Genomic DNA, 14644 nt, shown 5'->3' with positions numbered 1-14644 from the left:
ACGTGCCCCGCAGCCCCCTCATCGCGCCCAGCCTCCTGTCGGCGGACTTCGCCCGGCTGGCCGAGGAGGCGCAACGGGTCGCCGACGCCGACTGGCTGCACTTCGACGTCATGGACGCGCACTTCGTGCCGAACCTGACCTTCGGACTGCCGGTCATGCAGGCGGTGCAGGCGGTCAGCCCAGTGCCGCTGGACTGCCACCTGATGATCGAGGGCCCGGAGCGCTGGGCGCCGGGTTACGCCGAGGCGGGCGCGCGCAACGTCACCGTGCACGCCGAGGCCTGCACCGGCGACCCGCGCGCCGTCGCCCGTGACCTGCGCGCGGCCGGGTCGCTGGCCGGCCTGGCGCTCAAGCCGAGCACGCCGCTGGAGGAGTACCTCGACGTGCTCCCCGCGTTCGACACCCTGCTGGTCATGACCGTCGAGCCCGGCTTCGGCGGGCAGCGCTTCATCGCCGAGACGTTGCCCAAGGTCCGCCGCGCCCGGGAGCTGGTCGACACCGGGCACCTCACGCTGCTGGTCGAGGTCGACGGCGGGATCAACGCCGACACCATCGAGCAGGCCGCCGCCGCCGGCGCCGACGTCTTCGTGGCCGGCTCCGCGGTCTACGGCGCCGACGACCCGGCGCGCGCCATCGCCGGCCTGCGCGCGCAGGCCGCCGCGGCGCGGCAGAGGTGAGCGTCTCCGCGGCCGAGCTCTCGGCCATGGCCCGGGCGCGCGAGCTGGGCATGGGCGTCCTCGGCACCACCAGCCCGAACCCGGCGGTGGGCGCGGTGGTGCTGGCCGCCGACGGGACGCCGGTGGGGGAGGGCGCGACCGCACCGCCCGGGGGCCCGCACGCCGAGGTCCGGGCGCTCGCGCAGGCCGGGGAGCGGGCCCGCGGGGGCACCGCCGTCGTCACCCTCGAGCCGTGCGCGCACACCGGCCGCACCGGGCCGTGCACCGAGGCGCTCATCGCCGCCGGCGTGGCCCGCGTGGTGGTCGCCGTCCCCGAACCGACGCAGCTGGCCGGGGGCGGCGCGGCCCGGCTGCGCGCCGCCGGCATCGAGGTCGAGCTCGGCGTGGAGCAGCAGGCCGCCGAGGAGGGCGCGCTGGGCGCGTGGCTGACCGGCGTGCGGGAGCACCGCCCGTTCGTGGTCTGGAAGGTCGCCGGCACCCTCGACGGCCGGGTGGCCGCCGCCGACGGCAGCAGCCGCTGGGTCACCGGCCCGGAGGCGCGGGCCGCCGTCCACCGGCTGCGGGCCACCTGTGACGCGGTCGTCGTCGGGTCGGGGACGGCGCTGGCCGACGACCCGCAGCTGACCGTCCGCGACGCCGAGCTGCCTCCCACCCACCCGGCCGCCGCGCGGCAGCCGCTGCGGGTGGTCCTCGACCGCCGCGGCCGGTTGCCGGGGACCGCCCGGGTGCTCGACGACGCCGCGCCCACCCTCGTCAGCGTCGCGGCCGGCCCGCAGGAGCTGCTCGAGGAGCTCTTCGCCCGCGACGTGCGGCGGGTGCTGCTGGAGGGCGGCCCGACACTGGCGGCCGCCTTCCTGCGCGAGGGACTGGTCGACGAGGCGGTCGTGCACCTGGCGCCGAAGCTCCTGGGCGCCGGCGCACCGCTGGTCGGGGACCTGGGAATCACCGGGATCGGCGATGCGCTGACCCTCTCGGTCGTCGGCCTCACCCGCCTGGGCGGGGACGTGGAGATCCGGCTGCGGCCCAACCGGCACACTGGAGACCGGCGCGTCGCGGACCACCGCGGCGCGACCGGAGGGAGTTGATCGTGTTCACCGGCATCGTCGAGGAGGTCGGCGTCCTGCTCGCCCGCGAGGAGTCCGGTGGGGTGGGTCGGGAGGCGGACGCCGCCCGGCTGCGCATCCGGGCGCGCAAGGCCCTCGAGGGCGTGGCGCTGGGCGACTCGATCGCCGTCAACGGGGTCTGCCTCACCGTCACCGGGTTCGCTGGTACGGGCCCGGGGGGCGACGGCACAGCCGAGGAGTGGACCACCGACGTGATGGCCGAGACCCTCCGCCGCAGCAGCCTCGGCGCCCTCGGTGCCGGCGACCCGGTCAACCTGGAGCGCGCGGTCACCCCGCACACCCGGCTCGGCGGGCACCTGGTGCAGGGCCACGTCGACGGTGTCGGCACCGTCGTCACCCGCACCCCCGGCGAGCACTGGGAGGTCGTGCGGGTCGCGCTGCCGCCGGAGCTGGCGCGCTACGTGGTCGAGAAGGGCTCGATCACCGTGGACGGCGTCTCCCTGACCGTGAGCGCCGTGAGCGCCGCGGACGACCCCGAGCCGTGGTTGGAGGTCAGCCTGATCCCCACCACCCTGCGCGAGACCACGCTGGGTGCCGTCCCTCCCGGGAGCCCGGTCAACCTGGAGGTCGACGTGATCGCCAAGTACGTGGAACGCCTGTTGGGAGCACGCTCGTGAGCGAGCCGGCGAGCTCACGCAGGGGCACAGCAGCCGAGCGCACGGAGCCGACGTACGCCAGCGAGGAGGGTTCGTGAGCGCCAGCATCCGCCTCGACACCGTCGAGGACGCCATCGCCGCGGTCAAGAGCGGCCGCCCGGTCGTCGTGATGGACGACGAGGACCGCGAGAACGAGGGCGACCTGATCTTCGCCTCCGAGCTGGCCACCCCCGAGCTGGTCGCGTTCATGGTCCGCTACACCTCGGGCTACATCTGCGTGGCCGTCACCGAGGCCGACGCCGACCGGCTGGACCTGCCGCCGATGTTCCGGGTCAACCAGGACCGCCGCGGCACCGCCTACACCGTGACCGTGGACGCCCGCGAGGGCGTGACCACCGGCATCTCCGCCGCCGACCGTGCCCACACCATCCGGTTGCTCGCCTCGGTGGAGACCGACTCGACCGACCTGGCCCGGCCCGGGCACATCGTGCCGCTGCGTGCGAGGGACGGCGGTGTGCTGCGCCGGCCCGGCCACACCGAGGCCGCCGTCGACCTCGCGGTGCTCGCCGGGCTGCGCCCCTCGGGCGCCCTCTGCGAGCTGGTCAGCGAGAAGGACCCGGTCGGGATGGCGCGCGGCGACGAGCTGCGGGTCTTCGCCGACGAGCACGACCTGTGCCTGATCTCCATCGCCGACCTGATCGCCTACCGCAAGCGCTTCGACAAGCTGGTCGAGCGCGTCGCCGAGGCCACCGTGCCGCTGGCGCCGGGCACCTTCACCGCCGTCGGCTACCGCAGCTCCTACGACGAGCGCGAGCACGTCGCCTTCGTCTACGGCGACATCGGCGACGGCGAGGACGTGCTCGTGCGGGTGCACTCCGAGTGCCTCACCGGCGACGTGTTCGGCTCGCTGCGCTGCGACTGCGGCCCCCAGCTGCAGGCCGCGCTGGCCGCGGTGGCCCAGGAGGGGCGCGGCATCGTGCTCTACATCCGCGGGCACGAGGGCCGGGGCATCGGCCTGCTGCACAAGCTGCAGGCCTACCAGCTGCAGGACATGGGGATCGACACCGTCGACGCCAACCTCGACCTCGGCCTGCCCGCCGACGCCCGCGACTACGGCACCGGCGCGCAGATCCTCGTCGACCTCGGCGTGCACACCATGCGGCTGCTCACCAACAACCCCGCCAAGCGCGCCGGGCTGGAGGGCTACGGGCTCAAGGTGACCGGCCGGGTGCCGCTGCCCAGCCACGTCACCGCGGAGAACCTGGCCTACCTGCGCACCAAGCGCGACCGGATGGGCCACCTGCTCGACATCATCGAGCCCGAGACCGAGTCCGGTCCCGCCGACGCCGCGACCGTGCCCGGCACCGACGTCCCGCTGCGCCAGACGGAGCAGCAGCTGTGAGCGTCGCGGGCCCACCGTCGGGCACAGCGGTGGCGCCGCGAACGCGGCCGACGAGCGCCAGCGAGGAGGTCTCGTGAGCGGCAGGGGTGCGCCCGAGGCGGCGGCGGTCGACGCGGTCGGGCTGACGCTCGGCATCGTCGCCACGACCTGGCACGCCGAGATCACCGGGGCGCTGCTGGAGCGCGCGGTCGCCGCCGCGGTCGCCAGCGGCGTCCCCGAGCCGACCGTCGCGCGGGTGCCGGGGGCGGTGGAGCTGCCGGTGGTCGCCCAGGCGCTCACCGAGCGGCACGACGCCGTCGTCGCGCTCGGCGTCGTCATCCGCGGCGGGACGCCGCACTTCGAGTACGTCTGCGACGCCGTCACCGCCGGCCTGACGCGGGTCGCCCTCGATGCGGGCAAGCCCGTCGGCAACGGCGTCCTCACCTGCGACACCGAGGAGCAGGCGCGCGACCGGGCCGGGCTGCCCGGCTCGGCCGAGGACAAGGGCTGGGAGGCGGCCGTGGCCGCCCTGGCCACGGCGCTGACCCTCCGCGGCCTGCGCGGGCCCGGCCGGCCCACCGGCTTCTCGATCCGACCGGCCGACGGGAGCCGCGCGTGAAGACCTTCGACCAGCTGTTCGTCGAGCTCTCGGCCAAGGTCGCCGCGGGCGACCCGGCTTCGGGGACGGTCACGGCGGTCCGCGACGGCGTGCACGCCGCGGGCAAGAAGGTCGTCGAGGAGGCCGCCGAGTCCTGGATGGCGGCCGAGCACGAGGGGGCCGAGCGCACCGCCGAGGAGGTCAGCCAGCTCCTCTACCGGGTACAGGTCCTGATGCTCGCCCGGGGGCTGACCCTGGACGACGTCTATGCCCATCTTTGAAGACGTCTATGCCCATCTCTGAAGAAGGACCCTCCTGCCCCCCACCGCTCGCAGGCTCGCGGCGGGACCCTGCAGGAGGGCCGACCGTCCGTCACCGACCTCGAGGAGTTCCTCCGTGCTGCGCATCGCCGTGCCGAACAAGGGCGTCCTGAGCGAGCCCGCGGCTGCCATGCTCGCCGAGAGCGGCTACCGGCAGCGCCGCAGCACCAAGGACCTCGCCGTCTACGATCCCGACAGCGACACCGAGTTCTTCTACCTGCGGCCCCGTGACATCGCCGTCTACGTCGCCGCCGGCACGCTGGACGTCGGCATCACCGGCCGCGACATGCTGCTGGAGACCGCGCCGGCGGTCGGCGAGGGCGCTGCCGCGGTGGAGGTCATGCCGCTGGGCTTCGGCCGCTCCTCCTTCCGGTTCGCCACGCCGGTGGAGTCCGGCATCGAGACCGTCGAGCAGCTGGCCGGCAAGCGGATCGCCACGGCCTACCCGGTGCTGCTGCAGCGCCACCTCGACGAGCGGCGCATCGCGGCGTCGGTGGTCAAGCTCGACGGGGCGGTGGAGACCGCCTGCCGGCTCGGCGTCGCCGACGCCGTGTGCGACGTGGTCGAGACCGGGACGACGCTGCGCGCGGCCGGGCTGCACATCATCGGCGAGCCGGTGCTCACCAGCGAGGCCATCCTGGTGCGGCGGGCCGGGGCCGAGGAGGTGCCCGCGGTCTCGCAGCTGCGCCGCAGGCTGCGCGGTGTCCTGGTGGCCCGGCAGTACGTGATGCTCGACTACGACTGCCCGAACGAGCTGCTGGAGAAGGCCACCGCGCTCACCCCCGGCCTCGAGGGGCCGACGGTCAGCCCGCTGCAGACGGAGGGCTGGTCGGCGGTGCGCGCCATGGTCGCGCAGCACGAGACCAACCGGGTGATGGACGAGCTCTGGGAGCTCGGCGCCCGCGCGATCCTCGTCACCAGCATCCACGCCTGCCGGCTGTGAGTCCTGCAGTCAGTGGCTCATGCACCCTCAGATCGGTCGTCTCCGCGTCTCGGGTCAGGACGTCGAGACGTCCCCAGCCTGACGTGGACGATCTTCGTCGAGAGTCCTGTGAGCATGCCGACCAGGAAGTAGATGACACCCGGCACTCGGACCACGTCGGGAGCACGGGACGGTAGAGGTGACGCACCCTGCTCGACCACGGTCTGTATCCGGTCACTCACCCGGTCGTTGAACTGCTCGACCAGTTCGGCAGCGCTCTGCGCATCCTCGGCGATGCGCCTCTCCAAGACCTTGTCGAGGATGAAGGCAAGGATGAAGAGGCCGTAGAAGGTCAGCAGGAGACCGACGACCCGACTGCCCACGGCTGCTACGCCCAGGCCCTCTGGATCGCCGCCGAGAACTCGGCTGATGCTCCAGTACAGTGCGTCGCCGTAGCCCGTGGGCACGCTTGCACACGACTGTGTGCCCACGCAGAGTCGCTGCTCCTCGCGGCTCACCTGCTGGGCGACGACGGCCACGACGATCGCTGAAGCGCCCAACAGGAAGCCGAGTCCACGACCTGGACGAGGGTGTTGCTGGCCGGGCTCCTCGAGTCGAGGGTCATCCGAGCCGAGCAGGATCCGCACGGACGGCGACGTCGTCAGGGGCTCGGTCACCTGGGCCAGACTGGTCCGAGCTGCGGCGGTGGTCACGGCTGTTGCAGCGCAGAAGAGGTGCTGCTCTCCAGAGGCGATGCGTGCACGAGCTGTCTCGAGTAGTGGCTGGACTCGGGCCGGGTCCATCACATGGCACAGCGCAACCGACCAGAGCCTCGACTCGACGGCACCGAGCGCTGTCAGCTGTCGGCGCCGTCCTCCCGTCACCAGCTCCCGCACCTGAGTGATGGACACCATCAGCATCGCTGCTGCGACGACTGCGACGACGCCTACAGCCAGCCAGAGGCCGGCCTGCCGTGTACTCGGCGCAGCAATGCTGAGCGCGGTGGCAATCCCCAGCAGCACGAGCATGACCGCCATGAACACCAGCACGTCCCACGAGGAGTTGAGAGCGCGCAGCACTGAGCTGCCTCGACCATGAACTCGTCTGCATCCCGCTGGTGGCTGCAGGATCGCGAACTCGTGCGGCGCCCCCCATGCGAGACGGCCTTCCCGGTCGGCGAGCAGGACCTGCAACACCAGGGGAGCCCGTTGCCGCAAGATCCTCGTCGGACCTCGAGGCCTCATGGCATTCCGGACCTCGGGGTACCCGTCCGCCGAGGCGACCGAGCGCGCCGCCAGGCGGCACTGACCGAAGGAGAGCGACACGCCACCTCACCAGGCACCGCTCCCCGTGCCGGGGAGCCCAGACGCAACAGCGGGATCCGGGCGCAACGTACCGTTCGCCACCGGTGACGCTTCGCGTCAGAGGTCAGGCGTGTGCGGTGAGTGAGTCGAGCGGCGCTACGACGAGGAGCCCCCTCCCGCAGCGGAGGGGGCTCCTCGTCCTTGCTCTGGGGTCCTCAGCGGACGCGCATGGTCCGGTCGACGAGGTCGATCGCGGTGCACAGCCCCAGGGCCATCGCCCGGCCGCTGGTGGCGCCGGTGGCCAGCAGACCGTCGATCGCCGGGCCCAGCGGACGCTCGCCGACCAGGCCGTGCAGCACCGCGGCGTACTCGGCGCTGACCCGGCCGGCGGCCGCGTGCCGCAGCAGCGACCGGGACAGCTCCGTCGTCCGGCCGGCCGCCAGCGCGGAGACCGCGGCGGCGAACCGCTCAGCGGCGGGGTGGCCCAGCAGCACGAGACCGGCCATGGTCCCGGCCATGACGTCGTCCCCGGCCGGGGTCAGCCCCGGGCCCAGGCCGATCAGCCGGGTGGCGGTGCGCAGGGCGGCGTCGAGGTCGGCCCGGCGGACGGCGCCGCGCAGCGCGGCGAGCGGGCCACCGGGACCGGCCGGCAGGCCGGGGAGGGTGAACGCGCTGTGCGGCACCCCCTCGCCGTAGAGGGCGTTGCGGAGCTGGCGGACGCCCTCGGGGAGCAGCGCCGGGCGGGGACGTGGCAGCCGGGGCCGCGGGTCCCACCAGGCGGCCGCGCTGACGGCGAGGTCACCCACGACGATGCGCCCGCCGCCGACCTCGGCCGGGGCGTCGGGCGGCAGCGCCACCAGGGGGCGGCCGTTGCTGGGGCGGAAGAGCACGCAGGCCAGCGGCAGCCGGGCGGCGTCGCTGGTGAGCACGCCGACGACGTCGCCGCCGCGCTCGGTGGGCACCTGCAGGTAGACGGCGGCGGGGACGCTGAGCAGGACGCGCGCCGGGCGCACCGGACCGCGCAGGAGGTCGGCGACACCGGTGCTCGCCGAGGCGGGCACGGCGGTGGCGGCACGGGCGGGGGGAGCGGTGCGCGCGGTGGCCTGGGCAGACTCGCGCGGCAGCGGGATGGTCGGTAGTCCGGCCCGCGCGGCGCGGCCACGCGGGGAGGTCGGAGCCCCGGGGCGGTTACCGCCCGGGCCTGCGGTCTCGTCGATGGTGCGCATGGCGACCCTCTTCACGCTGGAAGACCACGGGGAGCACCGTCGGCTCGGGACCCCCCGCCCGGGCCCGTCCACCCGCTGGAGGGAGGTGGGCGGCACCCTGGGGCGGGAACCGGCCTACCATCCACCGGGCGGAGTGGAACCGGGTCTCGAACCTATGCGGCGCGTCGCACGCCCAAGTATGGCGGATGTCGCCAAGAATGGACGATCAGGTCCGGGCACTCCTGACAGGGTGCTGCTGTGTGGCCGTGTGCATCGGCAACTGAGAAGGTTGGTGTCGTGACCCAGGGTGAAGCACCCCTCGTCGTCCCCACGCTGGGTGAGGGCTTGGTCTCATCTTGGCGTCACCTGTCGGCAGCGGAGGCGCCGGTGACCGAGAGCCGCGGGGAGCGGCCCAGCTGGCAGGAGCGCATGGGCCTCAGCCTGGCCGAGGCGCTGCGGTTGCCCGGCCTCGCGGGGACGGAGGTCGTCGCCGGGCACGGCGGCCTCGACCGCGTCGTCCGCTACATGGTGGTCGACGACCCCGCCGACCCCCTGGCCGTGGCCGGGCCCGACGTCCTCGTCGTCCTCGGGGCGCGGCTGCCGCCGGCCGACGCCGCCAACTGCCGCGCCCTGGTGGAGCGGCTGGACTCCATGGGCACCACGGCGCTGGCCTACCGCCGGACGGAGGGGCCGCCGCCGGTGCCGGCCGACGTGCTGGCCGAGGCCGACCGCCGGGCGCTGCCGGTGCTCGCCCTGCCCGCGACGGTGCGGATGGGCGAGGTCGTCTCCGAGGTGCTCGGTGCCGTCGTCGGCAAGCAGAGCGAGGCGCTGGCGCTCTCCAGCCGCATGCACGACCAGTTCATCGACGTGGCGCTCAGCGGCGGGGGGCTGGCCGAGGTCACCGAGCAGCTCGCCGACTCCCTCCAGGGCGCCGCCGTGCTGGGCCTGGGGCCGGACCGCGAGATCGTCACCAGCGCCGGTCCGCCCGAGGACGTCGCCGAGATCAGCGACTGGCTGTGGCTGCTGGACGCCGAGGCAGAGGACGAGATGGCGATGATGGCGCCGTCCCGCCGGCTCTCGGGCCTGCGCGCCGACCAGACCGTCGTCACCCCGGCCGACGTGCTCGCCGACGCCGACCTCTCCCCGGCCGACGGCATCCTGCTCGTGCCCGGGCACCACGAGCTGCCCGGCGGGGTGGGGGAGTACGCGGTCGCGCCGATCATGGCCGGCGACCAGCGGCACGGCTGGCTGGTCGCCGTCCACCGGACCGGGCCGCTGCTGGTGGGCGCCGGCGCCCTCCTCGAGCGGGCCGCGGTGGTGGCGGCGCTCTCGGTGATCCGCCAGCAGGCCGTGCACTCGGTCGAGCTGCGCTTCCAGGGCGACCTGGTGCGCCGGCTGGTCGCCGGGTCGCTGCGGCACACCGAGCGGGCGCTGGCCCAGACCCGGTCCTTCGGCTGGCGGCTCGACGGCCCGGTCGTCGTCCTGGTGACCGCCACGGAGACCGCCGCCGACCCGCAGGCCGACCCCGCCCGTGCCCTCGACGTCCTCGACCGGCTGGCCGACGGCTGGCGAGCCGCGCTGGAGACCGAGGTCTCCGGCGCGGCGGTGGCCGGGCTGTCGACGGAGATCGTCACCGTGCTGCCCCTCGACGGGCGGACGCCGGAGGAGATCACCTCGCTGGTGAGCGCGGTGACCGGCCGGGTCAACGCCCGGGTGCGCCGGGTCGGGCGGGTGCTCGGCACCGGCATCGGTCGCCCGGCCGGCTCGCTGTCGGCGCTCGGCGAGGCCCACCAGCAGGCGTCCCGCGCCCTCGGCGTGGGCCAGGAGATCCACGGGACGCAGGCGGTGACCCACTTCGACCAGCTCGGCGTCTTCCGGCTGCTGTCGCTGATCCCGGACAGCACCGAGCTGCGCAACTACGTCGACGAGGTGCTGGGGACGCTGGCCGACGCCGCCGACCCCGACTCCGCCGACCTGCGGGAGACGCTGCGCGTGCTGCTGGAGACGAACCTGAACGTCGCGGAGTCCGCGCGCCGCCTGCACTTCCACTACAACACGATGCGCTACCGGATCGGCAAGCTGGAGCGGCTGCTCGGGCCCTTCACCACCGACCCGACCCTCCGGCTGAACCTGCTGCTCGCGCTGCACGCGGCCCGCATGCGCGGCCTGGACCAGCCGCACCGCCCACCGGTGGACGCCGCGATGACGCTGCCCCCGGACGACGGCCTCGACGCGCTGGTCTGAGGAAGGACCCCGTGGAGGACCCCGCTGCCCCCACCGTGGAAGGACCCCGTCCTCCTCACCCCTCGCACGCTCGGGGCGAGCCTCGGTACGGGGCCGCGGCGGGACCCTGCAACGGGGCCGTAGCGTGACGGAGGCCGTCGCGGCGCTGGTCGACCGCATGGGGCAGCTGCTGGCGCCGCTGGAGGCCGACCGCGACCCGGCCCGCTTCTTCCTGGGCGTGTACCTGCGGACGACGGTCGCCGTGGGCGCGGCGATCGACGCGGGCGCCTTCGAGGACCCGGCCTGGGTCGAGGAGTGGGACGTCGACTTCGCCGGCCTCTACCTCGACGCGCTGACCGCCCACCGCCGCGACCCGGCGTCGGCCCCCCGGCCGTGGCGGCTGGCCTTCGGCGCGCGGCCGGAGCTGCCGCCGGAGGCGCACGTGCTGCTGGGCATGAACGCGCACATCAACTACGACCTGCCGCAGTCGCTGGTGCGGGTCATCCCGCCGGAGGAGTTCGACACCCCCGCGGTGCTGGCGATGCGCGGGCGCGACCACGAGCGGATCGACCGCGTGCTCGCCTCCCGGGTCGCCGCCGAGGACGGCGAGCTGCACCGCGCCGGGGGACGGCGGACGCGGCTGGACCGGCTGCTGGCCCCGGTCAACCGCACCGCCAGCCAGGTGTTCCTGCGCGAGTCCCGGCGCAAGGTGTGGGCGAACGCGGCCGCTCTCGACCGCGCCCGCCGCGTGGGCCCGAACGCCGCCGCAGCCCGGCTGGCCGACCTCGAGGTCGCCTCGGCGGCACGGGTCGACGACCTGCTGCGCCCCGGCCCGGTGCTGGTGCGGCTGGCCGTCCGCGGCTTCGGCGTCACGCTGGTCTGACCCGCCCGCGCTGCCGGGACGGGGAGCATCGGCGAGGCTGGGACGACGGCCGCACCCGGTGGCCGCACGACGAGGAGGTCGCATGACCGAGCTCGCCCGCCCGCTGTCCGGCAGGGTCGCGCTGGTCACCGGGGCGTCGTCGGGGATCGGCGAGGCCACGGCCGTGGCCCTGGCCGAGGCGGGCGCGTCGGTGGCGATCGGTGCCCGTCGTCGCGACCGGCTCGACGGCCTGGCCGCTCGGCTCGGCGAGGCCGGCGCGGAGGTGGTCACCCTCGACCTCGACGTCACCGACGAGGCGTCCTGCCGCGACGCCGTCGCCCGCACCCGCAGCGGGCTCGGCGGGCTCGACGTCCTGGTCAACAACGCCGGGGTGATGCTGCTCGGCACGATCGTCGGCGCCGATCCCGAGGACTGGCGGCGCATGCTCGACACCAACGTGCTCGGGCTGATGTACATGACGCACGCGGCGATCGAGGGCATGGTCGAGCAGGGCTCGGGCGACGTCGTCAACATCTCCAGCGTCGCCGGCCGCCAGGCCCGCAAGGGCGCCGGGGTCTACAACGCCTCCAAGTGGGCGGTGAACGCCTTCAGCGAGTCGCTGCGCCAGGAGGTGACGACGACGGGCGTGCGCGTCTCCCTGGTCGAGCCCGGCGCCGTGAGCACCGAGCTGACCGACCACATCACCCAGTCCGAGGCCAAGGCGGCGTCGGTGCAGATGTACACGAGCATGCGGGCGCTGCACGCCGAGGACGTCGCCCGCGCGATCGTCTACGTGGTCACCCAGCCGCCGCACGTGGCGGTCAACGAGGTGCTGGTGCGCCCCACCGACCAGGAGCGCTGAACGGCTCGACCGGCCCGCGCTCTCGCGCTGTTCCTCGCGCGTCCGCGCTGGTGCAGCGGCGCCAGGGCGGCCGGAACGGCGTGGGAGCGGCACGGCGGCCCCGGCACGGGCCCCACTGGTCCCTGCAGGTCCCCGGCCCTCCTGCAGGGTCCCGCCCCGAGCCTGCGAGCGGTGGGGGGCGGGGGGTCCTCTCTCAGTCGACCGGCGGGATCGGCGTGCGGACGGCGTAGAGGACGTCGTCGCGCTCCCGCACGAAGCCGAGCCGGGCCGCGACCGCCAGGCTCGCCCGGTTGTCGGGGCTGGTCGTCCAGGTCGGCGTGCGCCCGCGGGAACGGACGTCGGCCACCACCGCGGCGGCGCACGCCGTCGACAGGCCGCGGCCTCGGGCCCCGGGCTCGGTCACGACGCCGAGGTCCTCGAACCGCCGGCCCACCAGGAACGGGCACGCGACGGAGACCGGTCGGTCGCCGTCGAACGCGGCCCAGGCCCACCCGGACGCCGCGAGCCCGGCCGCGCCGCCCCAGGTCGCGCCGATCCAGGCGAGCGAGGGGGAGAGCACGGCCAGTGCCGGCGCGTCGCCCGCTCCCAGCCGCCGGACCGCGGCGACCGGCGGCGGTGTCTCCGCCGTGGGTGGCAGGACGGCGATCACGCGCGGCCAGATCGCGGTGCCCGGGTCGATGGCGCGCAGCGTCGGCAGCCACTCGGGTGGCGCCTCGACGAACCCGGCCAGACCGTCGATGTCGCGCGGCACCCCGCGCAGCGCGACGTTGCCGGCCGACTCGGCCACCACGGTCCGCGGCGCGGGCCACCGGTCGACCCGGCAGACCCCCACGCCGGTGTGCGCGATGTGCTGCTGGACCAGCGGGCCGGGCCGCTCGGGCGCGAAGAAGCCCGCCACGTCGGCTGCGGCGACCTCGAGCACGTCGGCGGCCTAGTCGTGGAAGACCTCGATGCGGGCGCCCATCTCGACCAGGCGCTCGTAGAGCTGCTCGTAGCCGCGGGCGATGATGTCGACGTTGCGCAGCACCGACGTCCCCTTGGCCGCGAGCATCGCCAGCAGGATGCACACCGCCGGGCGGAGTGCCGGCGGGCAGACCACCTCCGCGCTCGACCAGCGCGTCGGGCCGCTCACCAGCACGCGGTGCGGGTCGAGCAGCCGGACGTCGGCGCCGAGCCGGGTGAGGTCGGACAGGTGGATCGCCCGGTTGTCGTAGACCCAGTCGTGGATCAGCGTCGAGCCGGTGGCCGCGGCCGCGATGACGGCGAAGAACGGCAGGTTGTCGATGTTGAGGCCCGGGAACGGCATCGGGTGGATCTTGTCGATCGGCGCCTTGAGCTGCGACGGCGAGATGGTGACGTCGACCAGCCGGGTGTGCCCGTTGGCGGCCAGGTACTCCGGGGAGAGGCTGTAGCGCAGCCCCATCTCGGCGAGGGTGGCCAGCTCCACCTCGAGGAACTCGATCGGCGCCCGGCACACGGTCAGCTCGGAGTCGGTGACGATGCCGGCGGTCAGCAGGCTCATCGCCTCCACCGGGTCCTCGCTGATCGTGTAGTCGACGTCGGCGTCGAGCACCGGCCGCCCGCGGACGACGAGGGTGGTGCTGCCCAGTCCCTGGACCTCGACGCCGAGCAGCTGCAGGTACAGGCAGAGGTCCTGGACCATGTAGTTGGAGCTGGCGTTGCGGATGGTCGTCGTCCCGTCGACGCGGGCCGCCGCCAGCAGCGCGTTCTCGGTGACGGTGTCGCCCCGCTCGGTCAGCACGATGGTGCGGTCGGCCGTGCCGGGGGCGGTGACCGCGGCGTGGTAGCTGCCGCCGCGGGCCTCGACCTCCAGCCCGAAGGGGCGCAGCGCGATCATGTGCGGCTCGACGGTGCGGGTGCCCAGGTCGCAGCCGCCCGCGTAGGGCAGGTCGAACGACGGCGCCCGGTGCAGCAGCGGGCCGAGGAACATGATGATGCTGCGGGTGCGGCGGGCGGCGTCGGCGTCGATGCCGGCCAGGTCGAGCTCGTCGGGGACGACGAGGGTGAGGTCGCGACCGGTCCCGTCCCAGGTCGCCGAGACGCCGATCGAGCGCAGCACGTCGAGGATCCGGTCCACCTCGACGATGCGGGCCACGTTGCGCAGCGTCGTCCGGCCGCGGTTGAGCAGCGCTGCGCACAGGAGTGCGACGGCGGCGTTCTTCGAGGACTTGACGACGACGCTGCCGCGCAGCGGCACGCCGCCGGCGACCCGCAGGTGGGTGGGGCCGGACGGGCCGACGCTGAACAGCTCTCGCTCCAGCGCCTCGGAGAGCCGGCCGAGCAGCTCGAGGGTGAGGTTCTGGCCCCCCTGCTCGATGCGGGCGACGGCGCTCTGGCTGGTGCCCAGCCGCTCGGCGAGCTGCTGCTGGGTCAGCCCGCGGTGCCGGCGGGCGTCGCGGACGAGCATGCCGATGCGTTGCATGGCGGTGGCCTCGTGCGCCGCGGTGCTGGCAGCGGCCTCGTACGTCGGGGTGCCAGCGGTGTCGGTGGTGGGGTCGGTGGCCGTCACGAGCGGTCACGATATCTCGCATGTGAGATGCGGCGGGTCT

Annotated in this window: 14 protein-coding genes; 10 read left to right on the top strand and 4 right to left on the bottom strand. The window is 74.6% G+C overall.

Annotation, left to right across the window (positions count from 1 at the left end; translation table 11 throughout):
* Nucleotides 1-2: 2 nt before the first annotated feature.
* From rpe to hisG, 7 genes are all read left to right on the top strand, one after another.
* Complete coding sequence (gene rpe / locus BLS21_RS11165; protein ID WP_091217883.1) at nucleotides 3-677, top strand: ribulose-phosphate 3-epimerase; 675 nt, start codon at nucleotides 3-5, stop codon at nucleotides 675-677.
* Nucleotides 674-1762, top strand: coding sequence for a bifunctional diaminohydroxyphosphoribosylaminopyrimidine deaminase/5-amino-6-(5-phosphoribosylamino)uracil reductase RibD (gene ribD, locus BLS21_RS11160; RefSeq protein WP_217636092.1), 1089 nt, complete (start codon nucleotides 674-676; stop codon nucleotides 1760-1762). The genes rpe and ribD overlap by 4 nt, the downstream gene beginning before the upstream one ends.
* A gap of 2 nt (nucleotides 1763-1764) precedes the next feature.
* On the top strand, nucleotides 1765-2418 hold the full coding sequence (locus BLS21_RS11155; RefSeq protein WP_091217880.1) for a riboflavin synthase: 654 nt from the start codon (nucleotides 1765-1767) through the stop codon (nucleotides 2416-2418).
* A 73-nt stretch (nucleotides 2419-2491) separates the two neighbouring features.
* On the top strand, nucleotides 2492-3799 hold the full coding sequence (locus BLS21_RS11150; protein ID WP_091217878.1) for a bifunctional 3,4-dihydroxy-2-butanone-4-phosphate synthase/GTP cyclohydrolase II: 1308 nt from the start codon (nucleotides 2492-2494) through the stop codon (nucleotides 3797-3799).
* Between the two features lie 73 nt (nucleotides 3800-3872).
* Nucleotides 3873-4397, top strand: coding sequence for a 6,7-dimethyl-8-ribityllumazine synthase (ribH, locus tag BLS21_RS11145; protein ID WP_091217875.1), 525 nt, complete (start codon nucleotides 3873-3875; stop codon nucleotides 4395-4397).
* Complete coding sequence (locus BLS21_RS11140; RefSeq protein WP_091217871.1) at nucleotides 4394-4657, top strand: phosphoribosyl-ATP diphosphatase; 264 nt, start codon at nucleotides 4394-4396, stop codon at nucleotides 4655-4657. Before ribH ends, BLS21_RS11140 begins: the two co-directional genes overlap by 4 nt.
* A gap of 115 nt (nucleotides 4658-4772) precedes the next feature.
* Nucleotides 4773-5639 carry an ATP phosphoribosyltransferase gene (gene hisG, locus BLS21_RS11135; protein ID WP_091217869.1) on the top strand — a complete coding sequence of 289 codons (867 nt, stop codon included), beginning with the start codon at nucleotides 4773-4775 and terminating at the stop codon, nucleotides 5637-5639.
* A 17-nt stretch (nucleotides 5640-5656) separates the two neighbouring features.
* Here hisG and BLS21_RS11130 read toward each other — a convergent pair whose 3' ends face one another.
* On the bottom strand, nucleotides 5657-6814 hold the full coding sequence (locus BLS21_RS11130) for a hypothetical protein (protein ID WP_139177082.1): 1158 nt from the start codon (nucleotides 6812-6814) through the stop codon (nucleotides 5657-5659).
* 323 nt (nucleotides 6815-7137) lie between these two features.
* Nucleotides 7138-7983, bottom strand: a complete 846-nt coding sequence (locus BLS21_RS11125) for an oxamate carbamoyltransferase subunit AllH family protein (protein ID WP_245700307.1) — start codon at nucleotides 7981-7983, stop codon at nucleotides 7138-7140.
* A gap of 531 nt (nucleotides 7984-8514) precedes the next feature.
* Here BLS21_RS11125 and BLS21_RS11120 point away from each other — a divergent pair.
* From BLS21_RS11120 to BLS21_RS11110, 3 genes are all read left to right on the top strand, one after another.
* Nucleotides 8515-10371 (top strand): PucR family transcriptional regulator, encoded by a 1857-nt coding sequence (locus tag BLS21_RS11120; RefSeq protein ID WP_091217862.1) that lies wholly within the window; start codon nucleotides 8515-8517, stop codon nucleotides 10369-10371.
* A 124-nt stretch (nucleotides 10372-10495) separates the two neighbouring features.
* A complete protein-coding gene (locus BLS21_RS11115; RefSeq protein ID WP_091217860.1) occupies nucleotides 10496-11233 on the top strand; it encodes a DUF5995 family protein in 738 nt (245 codons plus the stop codon).
* Between the two features lie 82 nt (nucleotides 11234-11315).
* Nucleotides 11316-12074: an SDR family NAD(P)-dependent oxidoreductase gene (locus BLS21_RS11110; protein WP_091217857.1), complete on the top strand. Its 759-nt coding sequence runs from the start codon at nucleotides 11316-11318 to the stop codon at nucleotides 12072-12074.
* A gap of 193 nt (nucleotides 12075-12267) precedes the next feature.
* On the opposite strand, the gene BLS21_RS11105 is transcribed toward BLS21_RS11110, so the two are convergent.
* On the bottom strand, nucleotides 12268-12996 hold the full coding sequence (locus BLS21_RS11105) for a GNAT family N-acetyltransferase (protein WP_091217855.1): 729 nt from the start codon (nucleotides 12994-12996) through the stop codon (nucleotides 12268-12270).
* 9 nt (nucleotides 12997-13005) lie between these two features.
* Complete coding sequence (locus BLS21_RS11100; RefSeq protein ID WP_245700305.1) at nucleotides 13006-14604, bottom strand: helix-turn-helix domain-containing protein; 1599 nt, start codon at nucleotides 14602-14604, stop codon at nucleotides 13006-13008.
* Nucleotides 14605-14644 lie beyond the last annotated feature (40 nt).

The sequence above is a fragment of the Geodermatophilus siccatus genome (assembly GCF_900103785.1).
GTDB classification, from domain to species: domain Bacteria; phylum Actinomycetota; class Actinomycetes; order Mycobacteriales; family Geodermatophilaceae; genus Geodermatophilus; species Geodermatophilus siccatus.
The sequence above is the reverse complement of the archived record's forward strand: the minus strand, read 5'-3'. Positions and strand labels throughout refer to the sequence as shown.

Excerpts from the sequence above, each read along its gene's own strand:
- BLS21_RS11110 (WP_091217857.1), top strand. The coding sequence starts at position 11,316 with ATGACCGAGCTCGCCCGCCCGCTGTCCGGCAGGGTCGCGCTGGTCACC.